The organism is Bacillus sp. GW823-FHT06A11, from assembly GCF_058795355.1.
On the sequence record NZ_JBXAHS010000003.1, the window covers coordinates 200325 to 226191 of the forward strand.

Sequence of the window (25867 nt, forward strand, 5' to 3'; positions counted from 1 at the left end):
ATAGAAATTGTACATTACTTTTAATATAGAAATGTGATTATTATTTGAAATATTGTAAGGAGGAGATTATGACAAAGTGAAAAAGCAAGAGAAGAAAAGTGGTAGAGTAGTACCTCTCCGGTTAAATATTTTATTCCTTTGTGTATTTTTATTATTTTCTGGCATTATTATTCAGTTAGGGAAAGTGCAAATTTTTGATGGAGAAACATATAAAAATGAAGTAGAGAAGAGAGAAAATGCAACCGTGGGCCTTTCTGTACCACGTGGGAAAATATTTGATCGTGAAGGAAATCCAGTAGTTGATAATAAGTCTTTACGTACGATTACATATACAAAGGTGAAAGGTGTAAAACAAGAAGAAATATTAAAATCAGCAAGACAACTTGCAGATATTATTGAAATGCCACAAGAAGATATAGATAAGTTAACTGAGACTGATAAGAAAGACTTTTGGATGCAATTAAATCCAGAACTTGCTCAAGACTTAGTATCAAAAAAAGAAATAGATAAGTTCCGAGATAAGGATATTACCGGAAAAGAGCTAGACAAAAAAATAGAAGATTTAAAAAGGAAACGCGTTACAGATAAAAATCTTCAAGAACTAACGGCTAAAGATATAGAAGTGTTAGCTATTAAAAGTAAAATGACCTCAGGTTTTCAAATGGCACCTCAAATTATTAAAAAGGACGTTAGTGAACAGGAATATGCGGTGATTAGTGAAAATTTAGCGAACCTTCCAGGAGTAGACGCATCAGTTGATTGGGAGAGAATCTATGTAAATGATGGATTATTCCGTTCTGTCCTTGGTAACGTTTCAAATGCTGATGAAGGATTGCCACGTGAACGATTAGATTATTATTTAGTGCGTGATTATAGCCGAAATGATAGGGTCGGCAAAAGTTATATCGAACAGCAATACGAAGATGTACTTCATGGTACAAAAAAAGAAGTAAGAAGCATTGCTGATAAACAAGGAAATACTATTAGAACGGAAACGGTTTCGGAAGGAAAAAGCGGTAAAAATTTAACTTTAACAATAGATATGGAATTGCAAAAAAAAGTAGAGGAGAGCATAGAAAAAATATTAAAACAATATAAAGGATCAGAATCAATGTTAGACCGTGCTTTCGTAGTGATGATGAATCCTAAAAATGGCCAAGTATTATCAATGGCTGGGAAAAGGCTTGTAGAAAAAGATGGGAAAATGGAAGTAGAAGATTATGCTTTAGGCACGCTGACAAGTTCATATGAGCTTGGATCAACGGTTAAAGGTGCGACAGTGTTAACAGGGTTTGAAACAAATGCAATAACTCCTGGGACACATTTTTATGATGCACCTATGAAGTTTAAAGGAACTAAGGAAAAGAAGTCTTGGAAAAATTTTGGTGATATAGACGATCTAAGAGCGTTACAAGTTTCTTCAAACGTTTATATGTTTAATATAGCATTAAAAATTGCTGGAGTGGATTATGTAAAAAATAGTTCGCTAGATATTAAACAAGAATATTTTGATAAAATGAGGTATTATTTCAGGCAATTTGGACTAGGCGTACAAACTGGTATTGATTTACCAAATGAAACTGCAGGCCAAATTGGAAGAAAAGATAATCAGCCTGGTTTCTTATTAGATTATTCTATTGGACAATATGATACGTATACACCACTTCAGCTTGCACAATATATTTCGACTATCGCAAATGGAGGGTATCGAATGAAACCACAAATTGTTCAAGAGATTAGAGAACAAACCGTTCAAAAAGATGAGGTTGGTAAAGTAGTACAATCAATAGAACCCGTTGTTTTAAATAGAATCGATATGAAACAAGAATATATTAATCAAGTAAAAGAAGGATTTAGAAAAGTATTTCAAGACGGAGATGGAACGGGAGTAAGAGCGTTCCAAAAAGCACCATATAAACCAGCTGGTAAAACAGGGACCGCACAAACTGTATATGGTGGAGAAAATGAAATTGGGCGAAATGAGAAAGGCGACCGTAGAGAATGTTATAACTTAACATTAGCTGGATATGCGCCATATGATGATCCAGAAGTAGCATTTTCTGTTGTAGTACCGTGGGTTGAAAATGATAAATCGGGCATTAACTCCGATATTGGAAAAGAAGTTTTAGATGCTTATTTTGATTTGAAAAATAAGCGATTAACTGGTGAAGTGCAAAAAACAGATAACTCTAAAGAGAATTAAAATGGACGAAACGTCTCTAGCATTCATATGAACTAGAGGCGTTTTTATCTGGGAATAGATTAGAAATGAGGTATATATGAAGCTGTTTATTCTAAAATATTGGAGGAACATATGTAGCTACATCTTAATTATAATAGGGGTTATTTTTATTAATAAGTCATTTTTATTTTGTATGGTAGAAGGAATTTCGATGCAACCTACTTTAAATGAAAAAGATTATATACTTGTTAATAAGGTAAACGTCTGTTTATCGTCTTTTCAGCATGGGGATGTTGTCATCATAAAAAAAGAAGACGAGCCTACTTACTATGTGAAACGAATTATTGGATTATCGGGGGATAATATACAATTAAAAGAGGATGAGGTATATATTAACGGTAAAAAGCGTGATGAGTCGTATATACATTTAGATATGTTACAAGTATCCAATCGTTTTTCAAATTTTAGAGAAATAAAAGTTCCTACGCATAAATTATTTGTGTTAGGTGATAATCGTAATCATAGTAAAGATAGTAGGAATACACTTGGACTTATTGATGAGTCAAATATAATAGGTAAGGTAGAAATGGTATTTTATCCATTTGATCATATAAAATGGATAAAATAATTCTATTAACGATTCACATTTTATAAAATAAATCATATATTGATAGCATAGGACAAGCAGAAAAGCTTGTTCTAACCTCACAGAACACTCCTTATCACGGTTAGGCATCTACATAGGTAGATGCTTTTTTTATGTTGATGACTGAAAATTATTTATCAACATAATGTAACAAGCATATTAGGACTATTAGGGGAAGATTACTTGTACAAATAACAGTATGCTTAATTAAAAAAATGAAATGTAAGGAGTGAGAAATAAGTGCTAAATATTTTAGTAGTTAATTTTCCAGCAGAGGGGCATGTAAACCCTACATTAAATTTAGTAAAAGCCTTTACTGAACGAGGGGATAATGTACATTATATTACAACGGCAAACTTTAAGGATAGAATTGAAGATTTAGGAGCTACTGTACATACTCATCCGGATCTATTAAAAGAGATTTCTATTGATGCTGAAACCTCATCTGGGTTAAATGCTTTCTTTCATGTGCATGTTCAAACTTCTTTATATATATTAGAAATTACGAAACAATTATGTGAAAGTATAAATTTTGATTTCGTAATTTATGATATATTTGGCGCAGGAGAGTTAGTAAAGGAGTATTTACAAGTTCCAGGTGTAGTGTCCTCACCTATATTTTTAATTCCGCCAGAATTTTTGAAGACATTACCTTTTCATCCAAATGCAGATATGCCATTCCAACCAGAGGAAATCTCTGAAAAATTACTAAATCAGATGGAACATAAATTTGGAGTAAAACCAAAGAATAATCTTCAATTTATGAATAATAAGGGTGATGTTTGTCTCGTATACACAAGTTGTTATTTCCAACCTAATAGCGAATCGTTCGGGGAAAATAACATTTTTATTGGACCGAGTATTTCAAAGCGTAAAACAAATATAAAGTTTCCACTGGAATCACTTAAAGAAAAGAAAGTTATTTATATTTCAATGGGAACACTGCTTGAAGGACTCGAACCATTCTTTAATACTTGTATTGATACTTTTTCAGATTTTGATGGGATAGTTGTAATGGCAATTGGTGATAGAAATGATATTTCTAAAATTAAGAAAGCACCAGATAATTTTATAATTGCTCCATACGTACCTCAATCAGAAATATTAAATGAAGCAGATGTTTTTATTACACATGGCGGTATGAATAGCGTACACGATGCCATTCATTATAATGTCCCATTTGTAATAATACCGCATGATAAAGACCAGCCTATGATAGCGCAAAGACTAACTGAGCTTGAAGCGGCACATAGACTATTGAAAGAACATGTTAATGTGCACACTTTAAAAGAGGCCGTAACAGATGTTCTTTCAAATGAAAAGTATAAACATGGTATAAGAAAACTTAATGATAGCTTTTTAGAATGTGGTGGTTCAAAAGAAGCAATTGCAGTTATTGAATCTCTTTTAAATAAAGTAAAACTTTAATCGGTAGAGGTTTTACTGCCCATAAATAGCGGGATAAATAGTCGTAACTGTATACAAGCATAGAGGTTCTCACCTTTATGCTTGTATATTCTTATCCAGCAAATTGCACAGCAGTATTTGCATGTAAAAAAGTAGTATCAAAAACGGGAACAGTGAGATCATTTTGGGAGATGAGTAAAGGTATTTCAGTGCAGCCTAATAATATACCTTCAGCACCATTTTGAATTAATGATTTTGTAATTTGTAATAACTCTTCTTTAGATGTTTCTGAAATGATCCCTCTACTTAATTCATCTAATATGACATGGTGGATAAAAGTTCTTTCCTCGTCATTGGGGATAATTGTCTCAATGTTATATTTCGCTAATCGTGATTTATAGAAATCTTGCTCCATCGTTTGTTTTGTTCCTAATAGTCCGATACGTTTTATATTTTGTTCTACCATTTCTTTAGCACTTACATCACCAATGTGAAGAAGCGGGATAGATATTGCTTGTTCTACCTCCTCGGCAAATAGATGTACAGTATTTGAACACATTAATAAACATTCAGCCCCAGATTTTTCAACTTTCTTTGCAACTGTAACTAGTTCATTTTTCACTTCTTCATATTGATGGTTTTGTAATAAAGTAGTTACTTCACCAAAGTCCATACTATATAAAATTAGCTTCGCATTTTGATCGTATTGAGAGAGTGTAAGTGTATTAATATGTTTATAGTATAATGATGTAGATTCCCAACTTAATCCTCCAATCAAACCAATAACTTTCATAATGCATTCCTCCCGAAACGATTTTGAATTTATTATTTCATAATTCCGATAAGAATACAATGATTTAAATGCGCTATTTAATAAAAAATAAAAATAGTAAGAAAAGTGTTGAAATTTACATTCTTTAGTGCCATAATACGAATTACAAATTAATACTTATCCAGAGAGGTGGAGGGAACGGCCCTAAGAAACCTCAGCAACCCCTATGCAATTTTATAGGAAGGTGCTAATTCCGCAGAGGACACGATGTGTTTTTTGAAAGATAAGAGGATTCTTGAACGTGAAAGAAAATGACCTCTTATGTAAGAGGTCATTTTTTGTTGTATAGAAAGGGAGTGTCGATGCATAATTCATTTTTAAATTAAATATAGAGTAATAAAAGTTGACTAATATGAGAGGGGAATTGTCATGAACAAATTATCAACAAAGTTAGTAGTAGCAATCGGTATTGGAGCAGCATTATACGGGATATTAGGACTTTGGGGATTTTCTATTGCACCGAATACATTTATTAAACCAGCATTAGCTATATTAACTGTTTTTGGAGCATTATTTGGTCCAGTGGTAGGACTGTTAATCGGACTTATCGGTCATACCGTAACAGATACGATTGCTGGATGGGGGATTTGGTGGGGCTGGGTTATTAGTTCAGGGATTATTGGTTTTTCGATGGGTCTTATTCAAAAAAGAGTTGGTTTTAGTGTGAAAAACGGGTCGTTTAACAAGGGGCATATTTCTTATTTAGCAATTACTGGATTAGTTGGTATTGTCATTGCTATTATATTTGCTGGGGCATTCGATATTATTGTGATGGGAGAACCATTTGACAAAATTGTTATCCAAGTATTAGGAGCAACAATTTCCGATGTTATCGTTTTCTTAGTAGTTGGATTGCCACTTACAATTGGCTTGGCAAAATCTAATAAGAAACATACACATTTAAAAATTGAAAAGTAGGGATGTTAACATGAAACCAATTATTTCGTTTGAACAATTCACCGTTCAATATGGGCATGCTGCGCAGCCTACTTTAAGTGATATTACCTTTCATATATACCCTGGGGAAAAAGTACTAATTGCTGGACGAAGTGGTTCAGGAAAGTCGACATTAGCTCATTGTATAAATGGGCTAATCCCATTTTCTTACGAAGGGACTAGTACAGGTAACGTTTTAATTGCCGGTAAAGACCCGAGGGAAGGAAGTATTTTTGAACAAAGTAAGCAGGTAGGAACAATTTTGCAAGATCAAGATGCTCAATTTATTGGTCTGACAGTAGAAGAAGATGTAGCTTTTTATTTAGAAAATGAATGTGTAAAGCAAGATGACATGAAAAAGATTGTTTCGGACTCATTAAGAAAGGTGAAGATGCATACGTTTCATAAACAAAGTCCACATGAATTATCAGGAGGTCAAAAGCAAACAGTTTCTCTAGCGGGTTTATTAACAACAAATGCGGATATATTATTGTTCGATGAACCGTTAGCTAATTTAGATCCACTAAGTGCCTTACATACGATAAAACTTATGAAAGATATACATGAACAATATAATAAAACGATTGTTATTATTGAACATAGAATAGAAGAAATTTTAAACCTGGATTTAGACAAAGTTATATTAATTGATGAAGGTAAAGTCATTGCGATAGGAACACCAAAAGAAATCTTAGCGTCAAATATATTACCACGTATCGGCTTAAGAGAGCCTATTTACATCGAAGCATTAAAGAGATTACATTTTGATAGTAATAATGACGTAATATATCCAATGGAAAACCTTCAAAAAGAAAAGGTAAGCAACGTTATAAAAGAGTGGATGGAGAAACAAGTCATATTAAAAGGGAATACTAAAAACAAGGAATTACTTAAAGTGGAGAATTTATCATTTTCATACTCTAATAAACAAAAAGTATTAGAAAATGTAAACCTTTCAATATATGAAGGAGAAATTGTGGCACTGTTAGGGCATAATGGAGCAGGGAAATCAACATTAGCTCATAGTCTTATAGGCATAAACAAAATGAAAAATGGGAAAATCTTGTTAAAAGGTGAAGATATTAGTTCTTGGTCTATTCGTAAACGTGGGGAAATCATATCTTACGTGATGCAAAATCCAAATCATATGATTACACAGCCTACTGTTTTTGAAGAAGTTTCATTTACATTAACATTACATAATTTTTCTAAGGAAGAAATTAAGAATAGAGTAGAAGGAACTTTAAAAATTTGTGGTTTATATCCATTTCGTAATTGGCCAATTCAAGCACTAAGCTATGGGCAAAAAAAGAGATTAACAATCGCATCTGTATTAACAAAAAATCCTAAGCTTATCATATTAGATGAACCGACAGCGGGACAAGATTATTATCATTATAAACAATTTATGTCGTTTATTAAAAAACTAGCTAAGAAGGGTATTTCATTTATTTTTATCACTCACGATATGAATCTCGCACTAGAATATGCAGACCGTGCAGTAGTTCTACATGAAGGGAAAATTATTACGGATAATACAGTGTCTAATGTATTTGGTGATCAAGAAACGTTACAAATAGCTAACTTAAGAGAGAGTTCTTTAACCAAGCTTGTTAAATTTAGTGGGATTGCATGTCCAGAAAAATTTATTGAACTTTATTTAGAGAGTAATAGGAGGGAGGAAGGTGCATAGTACATATTTTCATCGTATGGATGGGGTAGTGAAATTGTTTTTATTTATTTTTTGTATGACGCTTACTTTTTTGTTTTTTGATTTTCGGGTGTTGCTAATATTATTTATCGTTGGGTGTATCGGACTCAGTGTTGCTAAAATTCCATTTCATAAAATTTTAATTGTTTTTAGTGTCATATTTACATTTAGTTTATTAAACTCTGTCATGATTTTATTTATTACACCAACTCATGGATCTGAATTAACTGAATCATATACTGCGTTTTTACATGTTGGATATGCAACGATTACATATGAAACATTATTTTATGCAGTTACACTTTCATTAAAGTATTTTACGTTACTACCATTTACACTTCTTTTTATATACACGACAGATCCAAGCGAATTTGTAAGTAACTTAAGTAAACTTGGTATTCATTATAAGATTACTTATGCAATAAATATTGCACTTCGTTATATTCCTGACATCCAGTCTGAGTATAAAATTATTAAACACGCGCAAGAAGCGAGAGGAGTGGCTTTTGAAAAAGGAGAAGCAAGTTTATGGGTTCGTATGAAGAACCGTGTTTTAATTTTCTGGCCGCTAATCATTCATTCTCTAGAAAGAATAGATACGGTTTCAAATGCAATGGATTTAAGAGGATTTGGAAAGAAGGATAAACGTACATGGTTTTATACAAGTAAGGCGAAACGTGAAGATTTCATCGCTTTATTTGCCGGTATTTTCATATTTATTGTTGCGGTATATTTAAAATTAAACGTATTTCAAAACTTTTGGTATCCATTTTAAAGCACTCTTTAAACGAGTGCTTTTACTTATTTTTATGTAGACATGCTCAAAAAAGGGATATACACATAATGTATAATACGAACCAGTTAAAATGATCAACTACCTATTAGTTTTCAAACCAAAAGGAGGAGAAAATATGAGTTACGGTGGTTCTTGTGGTTTTGGTGGAGGTTTCGCTTTATTAGTTGTGTTATTCATTCTATTAATAATTGTAGGATGCAGCTGCTGGGGCGGAGGATACTAATTTTTAATTAGTCTTCACAAATGTAAACTAAAAAAACATTGAAGATACTTATGTATCGAAACAAATAAAAAAGGAGCAACTATGCTCCTTTTTTATTTGTTTAAATGCGTATTCTTACTATATTTCGGGAACGTAATTGTTAAAGTCGTTCCTTTACTAATGATACTTCGGATTTTTAAACTTCCATGCATCGTCTCAATAATCTTAACAGCAACCATCGTACCTAAACCAGTTCCTTTTGTTTTTGTACTAAAATACGGTTCACCGAATCGATGTATTTGCTCCTGTGACATTCCAACTCCGCTATCTTCAATTCGTATTTCAACTTTACTATTATTGATAGATGAGGAAATATTTAAGGTACCACCATTAGGCATTGCTTCAATACTGTTTTTTATTAAGTTTAAAAAACATTGTTGAAAGTGCTGTTTATTACCAACAATGGTTGCCTCAGAAAAATCCTGTGTAATATGTATCGTATTCATATTACACAATGGCAATATCATATTAATAACTCGATTTAACTCTTGCTTTACTGAAATTTGATCTAATTTTTCTGGAGCTGGTTTGGCAAACGTTAAGTAATCATCGATAATTTCTTGGGCACGATTTAACTCTTCAAGTATATGTTTAATATATTCGTCTCTTGATTCAGGAGTTAAATTTGGTGTTTTTAAAAGCTGTGTAAATCCTTTTACAACCGTTAAAGGATTCCTTACTTCGTGCGATATACTTGCAGCGAGTTGGCTAACAATCTCCATTTTTTCCATTTTAATTAATTTTGAGCGCATTAATACAGCATCTTTTATAACTTCATTTATATAAACAATAAATAACATTAAAGTAGTCGGTAATACCATGAAATAAATAATATACAAATTATTCACTTCAAAATCTGATAAAGTTAATACAATTACAGTTGTAAATATTGCTAGGAAAAAGGTTAAAAACATGGAAAAAGCTACTTTAAGCTTTCTATTATATGTATTAAATTTTGAAGATGCGAGTGCTGTAACGATGAACATTATTCCGTAAACAACGACTGTCAGCATATTAAAGCCATAAAATATAAATCTTGTAATTAATAAAATTGTAAACAATATGATACCGACAGGGAATCCACCATAAAGCGTACCTATTATGACCGGAATTTGTCTTAAATCATGAATACAACTTTCATCCATATAGATAGGGTATCGCATACATAAAATAAGCGGGATACTAGAACAAAGGGTAATCAGTAATATTTTGTATTTTTTCAAATAATGCCTGCTATCATATATGAAATAAAAAACAAATATGCTACACAAAATGTATAGAAGATTATTTAATACGTTTTGATTAATATAAACAAAGTCCATAATATTTGCCTCGTTATTCTGAATTTACTTAACATATGTATTATACATGATAACATATGTTAAAGTGAATAAACCTTGTTAATACAAGATTTGTTTGGCTTTTTGTTATAAAATACAAACAGTTTGCAAACGTTAACTATCCAATGATACTTTTACCAAAATTTTTTACTCCTTCTTCCTGTATGTTCGGTAAAACATGAGAATAAATACTAAGAGTTAATGAAATGTCAGTATGACCTAATCTCTCACTGATAGTTTTAGGGTTAACTCCTTGTTTCAATAGTATAGTTGCGTGTGTATGTCTTAAATTATGAGTTTTAATTTTTTTCACTGCTGCATTTTTTATTTCTTTATAAAAATTTCCCTGAAAGCATTTCTGTATAAACCCCCAACCGATTTATTACAATTAATTAAATCTAAATCTTGATAAGCAGAAACCATTCGTAATTAGAAACGTTTGGATGAGATTCTAAATAAATATAAAAATACTAAAGGAGAGTAAGCTATGAAAAAACAGGTGTTGCAAGAAAAGTGGACGAGCTAGGTCGTGTAGTAATTCCAGTAAGGGTTTATTTGGGAAGTGGCTTTAAAACTGATGTTGTCGAGTACATGCGGTAGTAAAAGGGAGATGGATATTTGAAAAAAGTAGAAATTGATGTTGGTAGCAACAAACTTTTAATAGTGAAGGGCGGAAATGTAACAGTAGTCAATCCACCAATGAGTGGATTTGGTGAGCAAGTCGCGGTTTGGATAAACGGTAAAGTTGATCGTGTAGATGTGAAGTGAAAATCGTAATAAAAAAGAGCCATGAGTGGAAAGGCTCATAGCTCTTTGTATAAGGGTAATGATTTTATAGGTAAATATTATCATGTAATTCCAAAAAAATCAATTTCAGTAAATTGATTGGTATTTGATTTGGATTTTATAGAAAGAGAGCAGCTAACAACAGCTAGCGGCTCGCAGGTTCTGTAAGACAAAACAGAAAAGAATATTAACAGAATATAGAGGTTTATCCTGGTTGTTTGAACGTAGTTAAAGAAAGAATATCACATACTATCAATGTTAATAAAAACTATCTGTGGCTTTCATTTCTTTATTTTATTCACAAATAGTTCCAGTAGCTATTCCGGTTGGAGCGACACCTACTGGGATATTAGTGATAACAGTATTCGTAGCAATATCAATAACGGAAACAGTATTACTAGCTTGATTTGTAACATATGCTCGAGTGCCATCAGGTATGATAGTTACTTGATCAGGGGATAAACCAACAGAAATTGTATCAATCACAGTATTTGTCGCCACATTTATTACAGATACATTATTGCTAACTTTATTTACAACGTAAATAAGATTTCCACCCGGTGTAATATCTATACCAACAGGTTCGGTACCTACGTTAATTGTATTAATAACTGCATTGGTAGCGGTGTTAATAACAGAAACAGTATTGCTGTTTTGATTTGTGATATAAGCACGAGTACCATCTAGTGTGAAGACGATTATTCTAGGACGAATACCGACAGGAATGGTAGCGATAACTGCATTGGTAGCAGTATTAATAACAGAAATTGTGTTGCTTAATTCGTTTGCAACATATGCAAAGGTCCCATTTGGTGAAACAGTGATTCCTTGTGGAGCGAGGCCAACAGGAATGGTAGTGATAACTGCATTGGTAGCTGCATTAATAACAGAAACAGTATTATTACCATGATTTCCAACATAAACAGTTGTGTTATCTGGAGAAACAGCTACACCGATTGGATCAGTTCCAACGGGAATGGTAGCGATAACAGTATTCGTAGCAGTATCAATAACGGAAACGGTATCAGAAAAAATATTAGTAACATAGGCACGAGCTCCATTTGGTGAAACCGTTACTTCAAGTGGTGCATTACCTACAGTAATTGTATCAACTACTATATTTGTTCCGGTGTTAATTACAGATACTGTATCATTTGTAGGGTCATCTATGAGTCCTGCATTTGTAGCATATACTAGGAAATTACATGCAGGTCCGGTTGGCCCAGTAGGTCCGGTCGGTCCAGTAGGTCCCGGTGGACAATCACAATCTCCGGTAGGTCCCGGTGGTCCTTCCGGCCCTTGGATTCCTTGCACACCTTGAGGTCCAGTGGCTCCTGGTGGTCCTTCCGGCCCTTGAATTCCTTGCACACCCTGAAGTCCAGTGGCTCCTTCCGGTCCTTCCGGCCCTTGAATTCCTTGTACACCCTGAGGTCCAGTGGGCCCTTCCGGTCCTTCCGGTCCTTGAATCCCTTGGATACCCTGAGGCCCAGTAGGTCCCGGTGGTCCAGGAATTCCCATTCCGGTCCCTGAACCAGTAGGCCCAGGTGGTCCTGGTGGTCCTTGAATCCCTTGTACACCTTGAGGTCCTTCCGGTCCTTCTGGTCCTTCAGGCCCCTGAATTCCTTCTACACCTTGAGGTCCTTGAGGCCCTTCAGGCCCTTCCGGTCCCTGAATCCCTTGCACACCTTGAGGTCCTTCCGGTCCTTCTGGTCCTTCAGGCCCCTGAATTCCTTGCACACCTTGAGAACCCTGAGCGCCTCTAGGTCCAGGAAATCCTCTAGGTCCAGTGGCTCCAGTCGGCCCCGGTGTTCCGATGTTACTTAATAGCGAACTATTTAAGATTCCTTGTAAAATTAAGTTGAATGTTTGCTGTAATAAGGGGTCCGATATATTTGAACAACTTATAAGTGAAGACAAGCTTTGGAATAGAAATTGGAATAATGCTGAGATTTGAGTGAGAGATGCGGTAGGTAAAGAATTAATTAATTGATTTATAGTTCTTATAACTAAATTTCTATTTGGTGTATTTGGTTGTACTGCTATTAATAAATCATTTAATGCCTGTAATGCTGATTGGAGTATTTGTATAGTTGTTGGATTTGGTGTTGTGAAAAAAGAAAGGATGGCTTGATTTAATTGATTTATTATTTGCAATAATTCTTGTTGTTGAGCATTCGAGAAAAAAACAGGTGTACAGCAATTACTTTGATCACAAGGGGATATAGAAACAAAGCAGGGTTGCTGAAATTTATCACACGAATTTGATTTTCGATTATATCTCATAAATACCTCCTTTAAAAAATTAAATGTTAAGTAATTTTTGGTAAATTATTAGCAACTGAATTTGTAGGTATATGTTTAATTGAAATGTTTTTTCCTTCAAAGTATATGCCAATAAAATTGAGGTGTTCATATGGGGGGGATAGCCAATACTTGGTTGCTAGTAGGAAATTGTAATCATAGGAAAGGAAATGAAGGTTACAAAGTTTATAGAAAAACGATTGTATTTTAAAAAAGCGTTATTGTAATAAAAGTTGAAGTTTATTAAAAAGAAGGAATGAAGGAAGATGTAAAAGATTTTAAAAGATCCATAAAAAAAGAATTCAGTGAAACTCTGAATTCTTCTACACGTATTTTTATTTGTTAATCCATTTGGAAATAATAGGATAATGAAAGTCTTTTTCTTGTAGCACATATAAAATTCCTTTTATAGGTCCAAAAATTAACAAGAGAAACAGTATTAGATATAAAGAAGCTACCCCGAAAATAATCAAAGCGTTATTTGAAGCCAAGTCTAAATTAGACCAAAATAGCATTAAGATTCTTATTATGAAAAGATTCCAAATCACTGTAATTATCCAAATGAATAGTTGAAAAAAAACAGCTTCAAGAATATTTTTCCGAATGTTTTGTGATTTATATACAAAATAGAAAACCAAAGGTATATAAAAAATTGTGACACTAAAGAAAATAAGAATAAAAAAAGATAATAATGTAAGAAAATGCATAATTAATTTTATGTTCTTTTCTTGAGTTAGGATCATTAAGGTCCTCCTATATTTATGAGATTTGTTGTGCCTATTAAAATATGTACTGTTGGCAATTATAACATGAAAATGAATTGTAATAGAATAATGCATTAAAAAGAACAAGTAATAAATTAAACAAATGCTTTATTTTGTTATAGATAAATAGGTGACTCAGCAATTGTGCTAGCCGAGTCACCTAGTACTATCGAACCAAATAATGTACTTTTTCTATATGTAGTTATGGGGAGTTCTTAGAGGCTAGCCCAATAGACAGTTAAGGGACAAATAAAATCATTTTAGAGAGTTTTACATTTTATTATGTTAATGCTACAACAGCAAGAGTTAAGCCCAACGTATTCAATGTATTAGAATATGGTCCTACATTAACAGTAAGAGTACTTGTTATACCTGGAGGTGTAGTGAAAATTGCGGGTGCTGATACAGAAGTGAATCCTGCAGTATATCCTAGAGAAGTACCTGAGCCAATGATAGGATTATTATTCAGATACATAGTTATACCTGCCGAATTACCTCCTGGTTGAATAATAACTTGCACTTCATAGATTGCCAAATAGGTTCTTCCACCTTCAAGTAAAACAGTTGTTGGTGGTGTGAATGAGATTGCCGTACCATTAGAATTTACCACGGTATCTAGTGGAATCGCAGAGTTTACAGAAACTATTGATGGGGTAGTTTGAACAACATTTAAACTGTTAGCCGTGGGAGATGGACAAGAACAAGGTTTGTGAATGTTAGAGTTGTTATCATTTTGATAATTCACAAATAATCAAGCTCCTTTACTTAAAATAATTTTTTATCCTATATAAAACGTAGCTTTTTTGTATCTAAGTTATTTTTAATAAGTTTTTAAAGATAATTCGAATATTATTGGTCAGTCAACTCTTAAAAGTATTTGATACTCTGGGATTTAAAAGTGCATCTGATAAATATATATGAATGTTTTTTAAGGACATTACTGTAAGTTAGGAAACATAATAAAATCGTTATTTTAATAAAAAACGGGAAAATGAGGGGAGTAAAAGGAAAAGAACCCTTTATATAAAGGGTTTTTCTGGTGATTTAATCTATCAATTACATTCTTGGTAATATTCATCACATGAATCGTTATTATCGTTACAGCATATACAAAATGTTTTTTGAACAAATAAACTAACTACACTAGTAGAGCCTTCCTGCTTTGTAAGAGTAAGACTTTGAAAATCTTCAACTTGAAATATTTTTGTTTGAACAGGTTGTAATGTAGTAGTAATTGGTACGCTAGATCTTCTTGTTAGAATAGTTACTTGAACGGGTGCACTCATACCGACAACGAATAACTGAATTAATGTTTTGTTATGATTGTTTGTAAAATCCTCAAATACAGTTTGTGGAGCGGTGGTTTCAAGGAAAACTGAAACAGGTATATTTCCATTTTCATTTTCTGCAGAACCAGCTATCGTATGAGTTTCAATAAAACAGTTATTTTTTTGATTGTTGGAATGTGATTGGTTTTTATAATATTTTTTACCATCTTTATAAAAGTAATCAGCCATATGAATTTAAAGCTCCCTTCTTTTAAATATCTATATAGTCTATTTAATAAAGTGAAGTAGTGCTTGTACAACATAATAAAATCCGCTCTCGTAATTATCTAAAAATGTTATTTGGAAATTAAAGAGCGCCATTCAAGGCGCTCTCGGATAAACATTAATATTGAAAAAGAATACCACATTATATTTTATGCATGTTCTTAATAAATGTGTAGTTTTTTAGCAAAATCCTTATTTGAAAACAAGAAGCCCTAGAGTTAGGGCTCTAGGGCTTCTTATTTTGGTATTCTCACATGGTTTTTCAAAAAGAATAGAACATATTGAAGATAACATGTGAATGTTTCATAAATGTATCAAAAAAGTGAACAAAATTGCTAGTGGAGAAGAAGCAGAAATGAAGTTTCTAATACGTAAGTACGTGAAAGGTATTATTTCCAGTGGATAAAATGCGCGTGGGACACCTAATCATTATTTTATCGGGGGAAAAGAATATTTTATGAACTTGATTGAATGAAAAAATGAAAATTTTACTTTTAGAGTGAAACTAAACAAAAACGCTATTTTATTAGAAAAGGGGACTTAGAAATGAACTTAAAGGAGTACGTCGTTTATAAACGTGAATCATTGTTATGTATCGGAACTATACAGAAATGCGCTAATTATATGGGCGTACTTCCTGCGACAGTTCGTTTTTATACAAGACCAGCGTATCAAAGGAGAATAGCAAACCGAAAGAATGCTAGAAATTATATAACTGTCACGGTATTGGAGGATGAAGTAGAATGAAACGCTGCAGTAACTGTTTAGAGGAAACGGATTGGATCGATGAAGTTAGTGAGTTATGTATGGCATGTATACATGAATTAGAAGAAACTGAATAAAAATTTCATTTTGTCATAAATAAAAAGGCGGTAGTTTCCGCAACCACCTTTTTATAAAGCAGAGCCACTTTTTCAGATATAACATATGGATGATTCCTGAAAAAAGTTATAGGACATAACCCTATTTTTATAACGAAAGTGACGAGCTCAAATTATAAGAAAGGACTGGATATATTGTATGAAATCTTGTCTAAAGTGTTCGCAAATAAAAGAGCAGCTAGCAAAAGCTAACTACTCAAATAAGGAAATCGGAGAAAGATAATCATGTGTTTGCATTATTGACAGAATATTGGGTTTTATTAAAGGGATAGATATTCATAATTTTAAAATAAACGATAATATCTTTGTAATACACGGAATATTTAAAGTTTATAAGGGCGAAAGGAGGTATAGGTGGTATGAAAAAAAAGAATACCAGGGTAGTTAGGGTATTTATAGCAGGTCCATTTTTTAATGATGAACAAATTAACAGGATAAAGAGACTAGAAAATGCGCTTGGTAACAATCCTTTTGTTGCAGATATTTTTTCAGCTAGGTTTTATCAACATGAACATTTAACTTTTGGATCTACGGAGTGGAGAACTGTAGTTTTTCATAATGATTTAAAATATTTAAGAAGAGCGGATGTAGTAGTGGCAATTCATGATTTTGTGAATGGATGTGTAGATAGTGGCACGGCTTTTGAACTTGGTTACGCATATGCATTCCAAAAGCCTATTATTTTGATAAAAGAAAAAGAAAGTATACCTAATCTTATGTTAATTGAAAGCTTACATGCCTATCTGGCAAATATAGAAGATATTGTGACGTATGATTTCATTAATATGCCACGTATTCCATATAAAGGGCCGCTAGTGTGAATTTTTTCAGTTTCTTAGATGTATTAAGAGACTGGTTTATTTAATAAAACCCAAAAAAATAATCCTTTGAATAGAAAGTGAACGCAAGTAGAATACAGTCCGGCTAGAAAACTAGAGGACGCCAATTCATTAAGGCAGCAGTTAAAGTTGTTTTAGGAATAGGTGTCCTTTTTATTTTGAAAAGGGAGATGGGGAAATATGAAGGCACTAAAAGCCCAATTATGCGAATGGAAAAAGCAATCCAAGCAAGGAAAGAAGAAAAATAAAACAAAACCAAAAGAGAAATTAAGTACTCGTGAAATTAAAGAGTTAATGGGAATGCATAGACCTTGTTATGAACGAAGACGCGGAGCGATAAGACAAAAGTAATCTAAAAATAAAAAGGAGTGGTCTTACATGACTAAACAATTATCTTTCTTACCAAAAATTGATAGAACAGCGACACAAGAAGAATTAGAAGGTGTGTTGGAAAGCGTACGTATACAAAGACAATTTGGGACAATACGTAAAGAAATGAAAGTCACTCCTTCTTATGAAATACGTGAGCATGGTCCTACACTTACAGTTGGAAAATCATTAGAAGATGTTGCTATAGCAAATATTCAATAAAACGAACGAGAAGAGTGGCTTGAAAGAATTTTAGTACGTATTGATCAGTTTCTAAATCGATTAGAAAACGGGCGTGCAGGAAGCATTCAAAGAGATATTATTTATAAACGTTATTTAGAAGAAGAGGACGTATGTAATTACATAATTTATAACGAAATAGGGATGTCAAAGCGCACTTATCGACGCTGGAAGTCTAAAGCGTTTTATAAACTTGCTTTTGCACTTGGATTAGAAGTTTACGAGACAGAAGAAAAGGGAGGCAATGAATAATGAATTTTGTTCAACCAATACGTGATCCAGAGCAAATACAGCAGTTAAAAGAGTATTGTATGTATATTTCTAATGTATGTGAAGTCTTTATATACAATCAAAAAGAGCACGCATATAAGCGTGCTCTTGGACAAGAAAGGTAGATTTCTATGAGTGGATGACTCCATACAATAATATATGCTTGTCCAGTTAAAAGGTGAAATGTTTTAATAAAATAGTTATTTGATAGAATTTTGATAAAAAGCGATGATCATTAACTCACTCCTTGATTAATGACAATCGCTTATGTATTGAAAAGTCATTCAGCTATTTGAAATATAGTTTCATTAGGTCTGGAGAATCCATATAGTTTCCTTGCGAACTTTAAAATACCTTCTTCGCTCTCTGTTAAAGTTTTAACATCGTTTTCAAAATAACGTCCTATTAGTTCTAATTCAGACAATTTTTTCTTTTCTTTATTAAGTGTAATTTGTTTTTCTTGAATCATATCTTCTTGTTTATAAATGTAGATTTGAATGGAAATAACCATAGGTAGCATAAAAGCAAGTGCTAATAACAGACGACGTTTTAGCTTTTTATTCGTTTGTTGATTCTTATTAGGGTCAATTTGTTTTTTTGAGATTGATTGTTGTGGTGTTAAATTTTGGACACTCCCCATTTTAAAGCCTCCATTGTTTATGTATAGAATTTAAATTGTTTAAAAGTATTATATATGCTAAATAGCTAAATTTGAATCTATTTGGATAAAGGGAGGTTTTATTAAATTTAAATAAAAATGTTATTTGAATAGAGAAGCCCTAGATTTAGGGGGGCTAGGGCTTCAAATCTGAGTATATCTCACACGGCATTATAAAGAGAAAAGAACGTACTGAAGATAACATATGAATGTTTCATAAATGTATCAAAAAAGCGAACAAATTCTTTATTTCAAAACTAAAGAGCGCCTTTTAAAGCGCCCTATGACTAAGATGTATATTGAAAAAACGGTTCACATCATATTGTATGTATGTTTTTAATGATGGTGCAATTTTGAAACAAAATCGTTATTTGAATTATCAATGCGAGTTTTATCTTACTAAAGGAGGGAGAAGGGGGGAAATAGAAGTACAATTCTACTTTTCCCTAAGGATAAATAAATTTGATTACGGTTGAGTTATATTCGTTGTGACGCAACTTGCTTCGAAATTATTGTTAAATACAAGTGTACCTTCACCAGTAAATGGCACTCTAATAACTAGATTCTTACTATCATAATCAAATTCTGTTGATAGTGAACATGATCCGTACTCAACGGAGGAGGATACAAGTTTACCGTTAGAAATATTATAAATAAGAGTTAAACAAAGTGGCTGAGTTAACCCTGTGATAATGCAAGACATTCTATTTACACCTCCTATCTTCTTACTTATTAATAGCGTATGCAAATAGTACAAGCTTTGGCACAGTAGAAGCGGATAGGGAATGATAAAGATAGAAACTTTTAATAAAAGCGCTATTTTAATCAAAAGGGAGAATGAACATTGAACCTAAAGGAGTACGTCGTTTATAAAAGTGAATCATTTCTATGGATTAGAACTATACAGGAGTGCGCTGAGTATATGATCGTACTTCATGCAACAGTTCGTTTTTATACAAGACCAGTGAATCAAAGTAGAATAGCAAGTCGGAAGAATGCTAGGAATTATATAACTGTTACGGAGATGAGGAAGATTAATAAAAATTTCATTTTGTAGAGAAATGGTGTGATTAAGTATGGGCATTGAATACGGAATGTTTGTATTAAAAAAGAGCAGACTTTAACCTACACATAAAAGTGCTGGAATTGTTCTAAAGGAAGGAATATCTGAAATATAAATATAATTGAGGGGAGTGAAATAATAATGGAAACTAGTACTTTTTTAGGGCTGTTCTGGGGATGGATGACGGTTATCGTATCGGGAATACTTTTCGTCCGTCCATCGGTGCTACGTGACTTAAAAAAATTAGTGGTTGAAGACAGAGGGTTTGGTATTATGTATGGTTTTCTATCAATTTTCCTAGGATTAGGTACTGTAATTCTACATAATGTATGGGTATTCAACTGGCAGGGATTCCTAACGGTTATTGCATGGCTTGCATTATTAAAGGGAATTTACATAATTGCATATCCTGAACCCTCCAAGAAAACAGACTTTGAAGTAAGGATACTATCTACACGTATAGTACTCGCTATCATTGGTGCTTTGGCTTTATGGATGCTTATAGTAATCTATATAAAATAATCTTTTTTTAATAAATAAAAGAGCCTAATGTGAGAGAAAAGGCCTTTTCAAAAATTGCATATGAGGAAAATCAATGTCAATAGTTTAATGCCAATAAATTAGAATTAATTCTAGGTATTAAGTATTGAGAAATAAAAAATATTTAAGGCAACAAATTGGTTAACTTTATGAGCTAACCAATTGTTACACAAAAGAAAATTAGGCCCTACAAGTAATAGATGTGTAACTTAAATTTACAGTTATAGTGTAAGCGAGATTGAAAATGTTATACGAAAGTAATTCTGTTTAAAAGTTTTATTTTGTCATAAATAAGAGAGCATTTAGCCCAGCCTAACTGCTCGATACAGAGGTAATAGTCTAGCTACATAGATATTATATGCTGAGTTATTGATTTTATTTGTGTAAAACACAAAAGAGCAGCTAATAAAACCTAGCCGCTCTAAACAGTGATGTGTCTCTAGATGTAGTTGTAGTATAAACAGAACGTTGAGTTTTATTCATGGGGAGATAGAAATGGGCTTGAAAATAGAATATAGTCCGGCTAGAAAACTAGAGGACACCAATTTTTAGAACTGCGATAAAATTGTTTTAAGAAATGGTGTTCTCTTTATTTTGAAAGGGGATTTAGGAAATGAAGGTATTAGAATAGAAATGGTTAATAAACGCATAGATTGATAAAAAGTAAAGGGCAAATCCCTTATGAGAATAAGGAATATTATCATTTTTGTTACTATTTTCTTCTATCTTTATATATAATTAATTTGTATTTTATATATAAATTAGGAGGGAATTTATGACTACAAATAAGGACTACATTCGTTATATCCGGGGAAAAGTAGGACATGATTTAATATTTCTTAATTTTGCTGGAGGTATTGTTTATAACGAACGAAATGAAATTCTTTTACAAAAACGGGGAGATAGAAATGAATGGGGTCTTCCAGGTGGTGCTATGGAACTTGGAGAATCTCTTGAAGAAACCGCTAAACGAGAAATATTTGAGGAGACAGGATTAAATGTTGAAGTTGAACATCTTATAGGTGTCTATTCTAAATATTCTGGTGAGTTTCCGAACGGAGATAAAGCTCGGACTATCACTCATTGTTTTCAATGTAAGCCAATTGGTGGAGAACTTACTGTAGATGGTATTGAGACTTTGGATTTAAAATACTTCCCAATAGACCAAATACCAAAATTATTCACAAAACTACACGAAGATGCCTTAGAAGATTGGCTTTCCAAAAGAAAAGGTGTATTTAGATAAAAAACTTTCAAATTAATTATCCATAATCTTTAACTAACAGGTGCTTTAATTGAGCAAGAAAATAAAAACCTTTAACTTCCGCTAAAGATAATTATGTTAATGATCTAGTGATGGCAGTTCTCGTAAGGACAAAAAGAGGAACGTATATAAATAGAGTTGTAGAAATAGAAAGAGTGGATTCCTTGTGAGAGAGTAGGGATCCACTCTTTTCTTACCACTGATAAAGAGACACTATATCTGACTTACATAAATATCCTATTTATTCAAATTTGTCCTTGCTAATGGTACAATTAGATTCATGGAGGGATATTATGGTAAGTTTTTATGTAACACTGTTTCTTATATTTGGTACTGCGATATTTTTATTTTTCTTGTCTGGTTCATCAAAAATTAAGGCTAAAAATCTATCATTGATAATGATCTGTTTAGGGATAAATCTACTCACAAGTCCAATGGCTTTATTTATAGGTGTGATGGCAACAGACTCTCCATATAGCACTACGCTTGATTTTTTTGGAGGATGTCTCTTTATTCAGGGAATACCGCTCCTCCTCCTACTTGCAGCTTTTTTGAAGTTTGCAATAGCAAAGAAAACAAAACAAGTATAGTATAAACTCTATATTTCTTTTAATAATTTAAGGTTATATATTTTCTGCATTAGCCGCTTTTAACCACGCTTCGTAGAATTCTGTAACTGATGCATACCGTTCTGCTCGATTGTTATTTACAGCACGATACGCTACCTCATATAATTCCTTACTTGCTTCCCATTTTATAAAAGAACGATCTTTTTCACCGCCTAAAAGTGAGAAAGCCATTGCTCCCATATTAAATACATTTGTTCTTTCATCAATTGTTGCGTTTAGTTCAAATTCCTCTGGTGACATAAAACGGGAGGAACCCCATAGCCGGCCCATTTTATTTATGTAAGGTTTCTTACTGTATAAATCTATATCACAAATTTTTGTTTCGTTTGTATTAAAATTATATAAAATACTACCGTCATAAAAATCTATCGCTACATAGTTTTTCTTTTCTACATAAGTATGGAAAGAAAAAAGGGAATGTAAGGAATGAATTCGTTCTATAGCAGATAAATGCCTAAATTTATAAAATGGTGAGTTTGGATTTTTATATTTCTCAGGAGGTGGGAAACTCCAATGCGAATGAAGACATTCACCATCAAACCAATCGAAAATTAATACATATCCAGATTGAGCTGGAAAATGATCAATTAGTCTTATGAGCGATTCATGTTTTAAATCTTCATAGATAGTAACTGAATTTTTTAGCCTTTTAATAGCGTGACCCGTTGTTCCTTCAAATGCAATTGCTTGTGCTCCTGCGTATTTGATAAATTTCTTATGTCCATCTTTTTCTACACCAAAACTTATATTACCTGAGTCTTGCTGGTCAAAAACTGCAAATACGGTCCCTAATTTAATAAGCCAATCAAAATTATGATATTCTTTTAATTGGAATGTTACGTTATTTAACTGAATTTCCACGGAATTATCTTTCATAGATTACCTCACATTTAATATAATTATGTTGTACATGCCACTATTCGACATATTTTATGGAAATCCTATGCTAATAATATAAAATTTTATAAATATAATGATAAACACTTATAAAGAGGTGAATACAATGGATCAACAAATTGTTATTAAAGCATATCAAAAAGACTGGGTTGAAGAGTATATAAAAGAAAAAGAGAAATTCTGTTCCTTGTTAGGACAAGAAATAATTGCTGTTGAACATATAGGAAGCACAGCAGTAGAAGGATTAGGAGCTAAACCTCTTATTGATATGATGATTGGCGTAACAGACTTACAAATTACTGAAAACTGGATTGAAGTTCTATCGGAAATTGGATATGAGTATGTTCCAAAAGATGCAACCAATTGGCGTTTTTTTAGAAAGGGAAAATGGAGAGCGGGTACTCATCATTTGCATATTTATATTTATAATAGTGATGAGTGGAGAAACAATATTTTATTTCGTGACTTTCTAATAAGCCATGAATGGGCACGTAAAGAATATAGAGAATTAAAAGAGAGGCTTGCTATTACATATGCTTTTGATCGTGTTTCATATACAAAGGCAAAAGCGCCATTTATTCGAAAAATATTAGAATTGGCTAGAATTCAATAAATTTATAGATTCTTATCTAACTAGTTTTGAAACCTCTTCCTATACTTTTTATAGGGAGAGGATTTTTTGTTTTTTTCATGACAAAATATATAATTTCTAATTATTGGAGGCAAACTATTTTATTTATTTTGATATTTCTAGTACATTGGAAATATTAAGGGGGAATTAAGCAATGAAAGCTATTGTACATCAATATGAAAAAGGATTAGGGGGGTTAGAATATAAATTTTCACCTGAGATAAGTCCTAATGCAGGTGAAGTAAAAATAAAGTTAAAAGCTGCAGGGTTAAATCATAGGGATTTATTTATTATAAACAATAGAAAAGAAATGGATCTACCATTAGTAATAGGGTCAGATGGCTCAGGAATTGTTACAGAAATAGGAGAAGGAGTTTCAAATATTACACTACATACAGAAGTTATTATTAATCCTAGTATTGGATGGGAACATGCTACTGAAGTACCGGAGTTACCGGAAGTGCTAGGTGGACCGAAAGATGGAACGTTTGCTGAATATGTAATTGTACCGGCTGAAAATGTAGTAGAAAAGCCGGCATATCTTACTTGGGAAGAATCAGGTGTTTTATCTTTATCCGCATTAACAGCATATAGAGCACTTTTTACAAAGGGTAGATTGAAGTGCGGTGAACATGTTTTAATTCCGGGAATAGGAGGTGGTGTAGCTACATTTGCCATGTTATTCGCGAAAGCAATCGGCGCAAAAGTGAGTGTTACTTCAAGGGTAGAGAATAAAAGGGAACTTGCTGAAAAATATGGTGCAGATATTTCTTTTAATAGTACCGGAAATTGGGAAGAGAGCTTACAAGGTGAAAAAGTAGATTTAATAATAGATAGTATAGGCCCGGCAACTTTCTTGAAATATTTTGATGTATTAAAACCAAATGGAAGAATCGTGAATTTTGGTGCAAGCTCAGGAGATAAAATTGAATTACCATTACGCGCATTATTTTATAATCAAATTGATATTATGGGAACATCCATGGGTAGCCGTGAGGAATTTAATGAGATGATAAAGTTTATTGAAAAATATCAAATTAAACCAATTATTGATAAGGTTTACTCGTTAGAAGAAGCAATTCGAGCACTAAGCCGTATGGAACATGGGGAACAATTCGGAAATATTGTACTTCAAATGAATTAAAAAATATGATTTTGCAATTAGTATATTTAAATGAATATGTTATGTATTTCAAACATGAAAAAAATACGAACCGCCTTATTATAAAGGCTTACCGGCTTTATACATAAATAGCGTATAAAATTTGTTTAATAATTGTCACATGAGTAATAGTAAAATGAGAATTAGATGAAAAAAGTTTAAGCCTATTTTCATAATGGTATTGTATACTGTGTAAATCAAGAACACTTGTATGTAAGGAGAGAGTTTAATGAATTACACAGTATTTCAGTGGTTTAATAATTTTGCTGATTCATCCAAACTATTAGATACGTTAATGATTGCTATTACAAATAGCGCTGCATACGTAGCCGTTCTATTTATGTTTATCTTATGGTTTAATAATGGAAAGAAAGAAAAGGCAATTAGAAAACAATATACAGTTTTATATACGACGCTTTCGGTTATTATTGCATTATTAGTAAATGTTCTTATACACGCGGTATATTACCATCCGCGTCCGTTCGTATCACATGATGTACATCAATTAGTACCACATGCAGCAGATTCATCATTCGTTAGTGATCATTCTGTACTTGTATTTTCAATCGCCTTCGTATTTATTCTTAGAGGAGAAAAACTGAAATATATCGCGCTATTATGGGCAGTAATAGTCGGTATATCACGTATGTACGTAGGTGTTCATTATCCTTTAGATATACTTGGTGCAGCATTCTTAACACTTATTACGAGCGCTTTAGTAATGCAAAGTACACGTATGTTTGAACCAATAGCGAAACTTGTATTCAAAATGTATGCATTAGTAGCGAGACGAATTCCTTTCTTAGCGAAATATAACCATATCGCATAATTTTCCTATAAAAATTCCCCTTTGGACATCCAGAGGGGAATTTTTTTATAGGAAATACGAAAAGAGTTTAGAGTGCTCT

General features: G+C 32.6%; 28 protein-coding genes, 2 pseudogenes and 1 riboswitch. Of the genes and pseudogenes, 20 read left to right on the plus strand and 10 right to left on the minus strand.

Translation table 11 applies throughout. The features are described 5' to 3' along the window. Positions 1-76: 76 nt before the first annotated feature. The 3 genes from AC1Q8L_RS15150 (at position 77) to AC1Q8L_RS15160 (ending at position 4256) form a co-directional block, all read left to right on the plus strand. On the plus strand, positions 77-2203 hold the full coding sequence (locus AC1Q8L_RS15150; protein WP_098311754.1) for a peptidoglycan D,D-transpeptidase FtsI family protein: 2127 nt from the start codon (positions 77-79) through the stop codon (positions 2201-2203). Between the two features lie 76 nt (positions 2204-2279). After that, positions 2280-2810, plus strand: coding sequence for a signal peptidase I (gene lepB / locus AC1Q8L_RS15155; RefSeq protein WP_002094036.1), 531 nt, complete (start codon positions 2280-2282; stop codon positions 2808-2810). Positions 2811-3068: 258 nt separating this feature from the next. Next, positions 3069-4256 (plus strand): macrolide family glycosyltransferase, encoded by a 1188-nt coding sequence (locus tag AC1Q8L_RS15160; protein ID WP_000932146.1) that lies wholly within the window; start codon positions 3069-3071, stop codon positions 4254-4256. Between the two features lie 91 nt (positions 4257-4347). Here AC1Q8L_RS15160 and AC1Q8L_RS15165 read toward each other — a convergent pair whose 3' ends face one another. Next, entirely contained in the window at positions 4348-5028 is a 681-nt protein-coding gene (locus AC1Q8L_RS15165; protein ID WP_098311755.1) for an aspartate/glutamate racemase family protein, read from the minus strand. A gap of 153 nt (positions 5029-5181) precedes the next feature. Then, a riboswitch (SAM riboswitch) is annotated at positions 5182-5297 on the plus strand. 139 nt (positions 5298-5436) lie between these two features. On the opposite strand from AC1Q8L_RS15165, the gene AC1Q8L_RS15170 reads away from it, so the two are divergent. The 4 genes from AC1Q8L_RS15170 (at position 5437) to AC1Q8L_RS15185 (ending at position 8733) form a co-directional block, all read left to right on the plus strand. Next, positions 5437-5985, plus strand: a complete 549-nt coding sequence (locus AC1Q8L_RS15170; protein WP_097822183.1) for an ECF-type riboflavin transporter substrate-binding protein — start codon at positions 5437-5439, stop codon at positions 5983-5985. 10 nt (positions 5986-5995) lie between these two features. Next, positions 5996-7696, plus strand: coding sequence for an ABC transporter ATP-binding protein (locus AC1Q8L_RS15175; RefSeq protein WP_097822182.1), 1701 nt, complete (start codon positions 5996-5998; stop codon positions 7694-7696). Continuing rightward, positions 7689-8489 carry an energy-coupling factor transporter transmembrane component T family protein gene (locus AC1Q8L_RS15180; RefSeq protein WP_097822181.1) on the plus strand — a complete coding sequence of 267 codons (801 nt, stop codon included), beginning with the start codon at positions 7689-7691 and terminating at the stop codon, positions 8487-8489. Before AC1Q8L_RS15175 ends, AC1Q8L_RS15180 begins: the two co-directional genes overlap by 8 nt. 136 nt (positions 8490-8625) lie before the next feature. Beyond that, positions 8626-8733, plus strand: coding sequence for a YjcZ family sporulation protein (locus tag AC1Q8L_RS15185; RefSeq protein ID WP_000120182.1), 108 nt, complete (start codon positions 8626-8628; stop codon positions 8731-8733). A gap of 92 nt (positions 8734-8825) precedes the next feature. Here AC1Q8L_RS15185 and AC1Q8L_RS15190 read toward each other — a convergent pair whose 3' ends face one another. Further along, on the minus strand, positions 8826-10094 hold the full coding sequence (locus tag AC1Q8L_RS15190) for a LytS/YhcK type 5TM receptor domain-containing protein (protein WP_002094037.1): 1269 nt from the start codon (positions 10092-10094) through the stop codon (positions 8826-8828). Between the two features lie 136 nt (positions 10095-10230). After that, positions 10231-10541, minus strand: a pseudogene (locus tag AC1Q8L_RS15195) (tyrosine-type recombinase/integrase); the annotation flags it as partial. A gap of 189 nt (positions 10542-10730) precedes the next feature. Here AC1Q8L_RS15195 and AC1Q8L_RS15200 point away from each other — a divergent pair. Continuing rightward, positions 10731-10880, plus strand: a complete 150-nt coding sequence (locus AC1Q8L_RS15200; RefSeq protein ID WP_000754941.1) for a DUF3954 domain-containing protein — start codon at positions 10731-10733, stop codon at positions 10878-10880. A 312-nt stretch (positions 10881-11192) separates the two neighbouring features. Here AC1Q8L_RS15200 and AC1Q8L_RS15205 read toward each other — a convergent pair whose 3' ends face one another. The 4 genes from AC1Q8L_RS15205 to AC1Q8L_RS15220 all read right to left on the minus strand — a co-directional run bounded on the left by AC1Q8L_RS15205 (position 11193) and on the right by AC1Q8L_RS15220 (position 15480). Further along, a complete protein-coding gene (locus AC1Q8L_RS15205) occupies positions 11193-13181 on the minus strand; it encodes a YVTN family beta-propeller repeat protein (RefSeq protein WP_492339464.1) in 1989 nt (662 codons plus the stop codon). Between the two features lie 353 nt (positions 13182-13534). Then, positions 13535-13942 (minus strand): magnetosome magnetite crystal formation protein family, encoded by a 408-nt coding sequence (locus tag AC1Q8L_RS15210; RefSeq protein ID WP_000604161.1) that lies wholly within the window; start codon positions 13940-13942, stop codon positions 13535-13537. Between the two features lie 301 nt (positions 13943-14243). After that, positions 14244-14708: a hypothetical protein gene (locus tag AC1Q8L_RS15215; RefSeq protein ID WP_001109242.1), complete on the minus strand. Its 465-nt coding sequence runs from the start codon at positions 14706-14708 to the stop codon at positions 14244-14246. 307 nt (positions 14709-15015) lie between these two features. Next, entirely contained in the window at positions 15016-15480 is a 465-nt protein-coding gene (locus tag AC1Q8L_RS15220) for a hypothetical protein (protein ID WP_000796393.1), read from the minus strand. A gap of 582 nt (positions 15481-16062) precedes the next feature. On the opposite strand from AC1Q8L_RS15220, the gene AC1Q8L_RS15225 reads away from it, so the two are divergent. The 5 genes and pseudogenes from AC1Q8L_RS15225 to AC1Q8L_RS15245 all read left to right on the plus strand — a co-directional run bounded on the left by AC1Q8L_RS15225 (position 16063) and on the right by AC1Q8L_RS15245 (position 18240). Continuing rightward, positions 16063-16263, plus strand: a complete 201-nt coding sequence (locus AC1Q8L_RS15225; protein ID WP_001049408.1) for a hypothetical protein — start codon at positions 16063-16065, stop codon at positions 16261-16263. 493 nt (positions 16264-16756) lie between these two features. After that, entirely contained in the window at positions 16757-17218 is a 462-nt protein-coding gene (locus tag AC1Q8L_RS15230) for a nucleoside 2-deoxyribosyltransferase (RefSeq protein ID WP_025118696.1), read from the plus strand. Positions 17219-17416: 198 nt separating this feature from the next. Continuing rightward, on the plus strand, positions 17417-17587 hold the full coding sequence (locus AC1Q8L_RS15235) for a hypothetical protein (RefSeq protein ID WP_000645522.1): 171 nt from the start codon (positions 17417-17419) through the stop codon (positions 17585-17587). A gap of 27 nt (positions 17588-17614) precedes the next feature. Continuing rightward, a pseudogene (locus AC1Q8L_RS15240) lies at positions 17615-18097 on the plus strand (ArpU family phage packaging/lysis transcriptional regulator). After that, positions 18097-18240, plus strand: coding sequence for a hypothetical protein (locus tag AC1Q8L_RS15245; protein ID WP_002094038.1), 144 nt, complete (start codon positions 18097-18099; stop codon positions 18238-18240). The pseudogene AC1Q8L_RS15240 and the gene AC1Q8L_RS15245 overlap by 1 nt, the downstream one beginning before the upstream one ends. 155 nt (positions 18241-18395) lie before the next feature. Here AC1Q8L_RS15245 and AC1Q8L_RS15250 read toward each other — a convergent pair whose 3' ends face one another. Both AC1Q8L_RS15250 and AC1Q8L_RS15255 read right to left on the minus strand, forming a co-directional pair. Then, the gene (locus tag AC1Q8L_RS15250; RefSeq protein ID WP_000536042.1) at positions 18396-18755 is read right to left on the minus strand and encodes a septum formation initiator family protein; all 360 of its coding nucleotides are present in this window, start codon (positions 18753-18755) and stop codon (positions 18396-18398) included. A gap of 484 nt (positions 18756-19239) precedes the next feature. Continuing rightward, positions 19240-19476 (minus strand): hypothetical protein, encoded by a 237-nt coding sequence (locus AC1Q8L_RS15255; protein ID WP_001277643.1) that lies wholly within the window; start codon positions 19474-19476, stop codon positions 19240-19242. Positions 19477-19617: 141 nt separating this feature from the next. Here AC1Q8L_RS15255 and AC1Q8L_RS15260 point away from each other — a divergent pair, with 141 nt between their 5' ends. The 4 genes from AC1Q8L_RS15260 to AC1Q8L_RS15275 all read left to right on the plus strand — a co-directional run bounded on the left by AC1Q8L_RS15260 (position 19618) and on the right by AC1Q8L_RS15275 (position 22230). Then, positions 19618-19830 carry a hypothetical protein gene (locus AC1Q8L_RS15260; RefSeq protein WP_001049409.1) on the plus strand — a complete coding sequence of 71 codons (213 nt, stop codon included), beginning with the start codon at positions 19618-19620 and terminating at the stop codon, positions 19828-19830. 147 nt (positions 19831-19977) lie between these two features. Beyond that, entirely contained in the window at positions 19978-20358 is a 381-nt protein-coding gene (locus AC1Q8L_RS15265) for a hypothetical protein (protein ID WP_000450247.1), read from the plus strand. A gap of 793 nt (positions 20359-21151) precedes the next feature. After that, the gene (locus AC1Q8L_RS15270) at positions 21152-21622 is read left to right on the plus strand and encodes an NUDIX hydrolase (protein ID WP_492339465.1); all 471 of its coding nucleotides are present in this window, start codon (positions 21152-21154) and stop codon (positions 21620-21622) included. A gap of 311 nt (positions 21623-21933) precedes the next feature. Beyond that, on the plus strand, positions 21934-22230 hold the full coding sequence (locus AC1Q8L_RS15275) for a hypothetical protein (protein ID WP_000253417.1): 297 nt from the start codon (positions 21934-21936) through the stop codon (positions 22228-22230). A gap of 33 nt (positions 22231-22263) precedes the next feature. Here the strand turns inward: AC1Q8L_RS15275 and AC1Q8L_RS15280 are convergent, their stop codons facing one another. Continuing rightward, on the minus strand, positions 22264-23145 hold the full coding sequence (locus AC1Q8L_RS15280) for a protein kinase domain-containing protein (protein ID WP_000654531.1): 882 nt from the start codon (positions 23143-23145) through the stop codon (positions 22264-22266). Between the two features lie 127 nt (positions 23146-23272). On the opposite strand from AC1Q8L_RS15280, the gene AC1Q8L_RS15285 reads away from it, so the two are divergent. The 3 genes from AC1Q8L_RS15285 to AC1Q8L_RS15295 all read left to right on the plus strand — a co-directional run bounded on the left by AC1Q8L_RS15285 (position 23273) and on the right by AC1Q8L_RS15295 (position 25788). Further along, the gene (locus AC1Q8L_RS15285) at positions 23273-23779 is read left to right on the plus strand and encodes a GrpB family protein (protein WP_000372679.1); all 507 of its coding nucleotides are present in this window, start codon (positions 23273-23275) and stop codon (positions 23777-23779) included. A gap of 172 nt (positions 23780-23951) precedes the next feature. Beyond that, complete coding sequence (locus tag AC1Q8L_RS15290) at positions 23952-24941, plus strand: zinc-binding dehydrogenase (RefSeq protein ID WP_000644518.1); 990 nt, start codon at positions 23952-23954, stop codon at positions 24939-24941. 247 nt (positions 24942-25188) lie between these two features. Beyond that, positions 25189-25788 (plus strand): undecaprenyl-diphosphatase, encoded by a 600-nt coding sequence (locus AC1Q8L_RS15295; RefSeq protein WP_001110122.1) that lies wholly within the window; start codon positions 25189-25191, stop codon positions 25786-25788. Positions 25789-25867 lie beyond the last annotated feature (79 nt).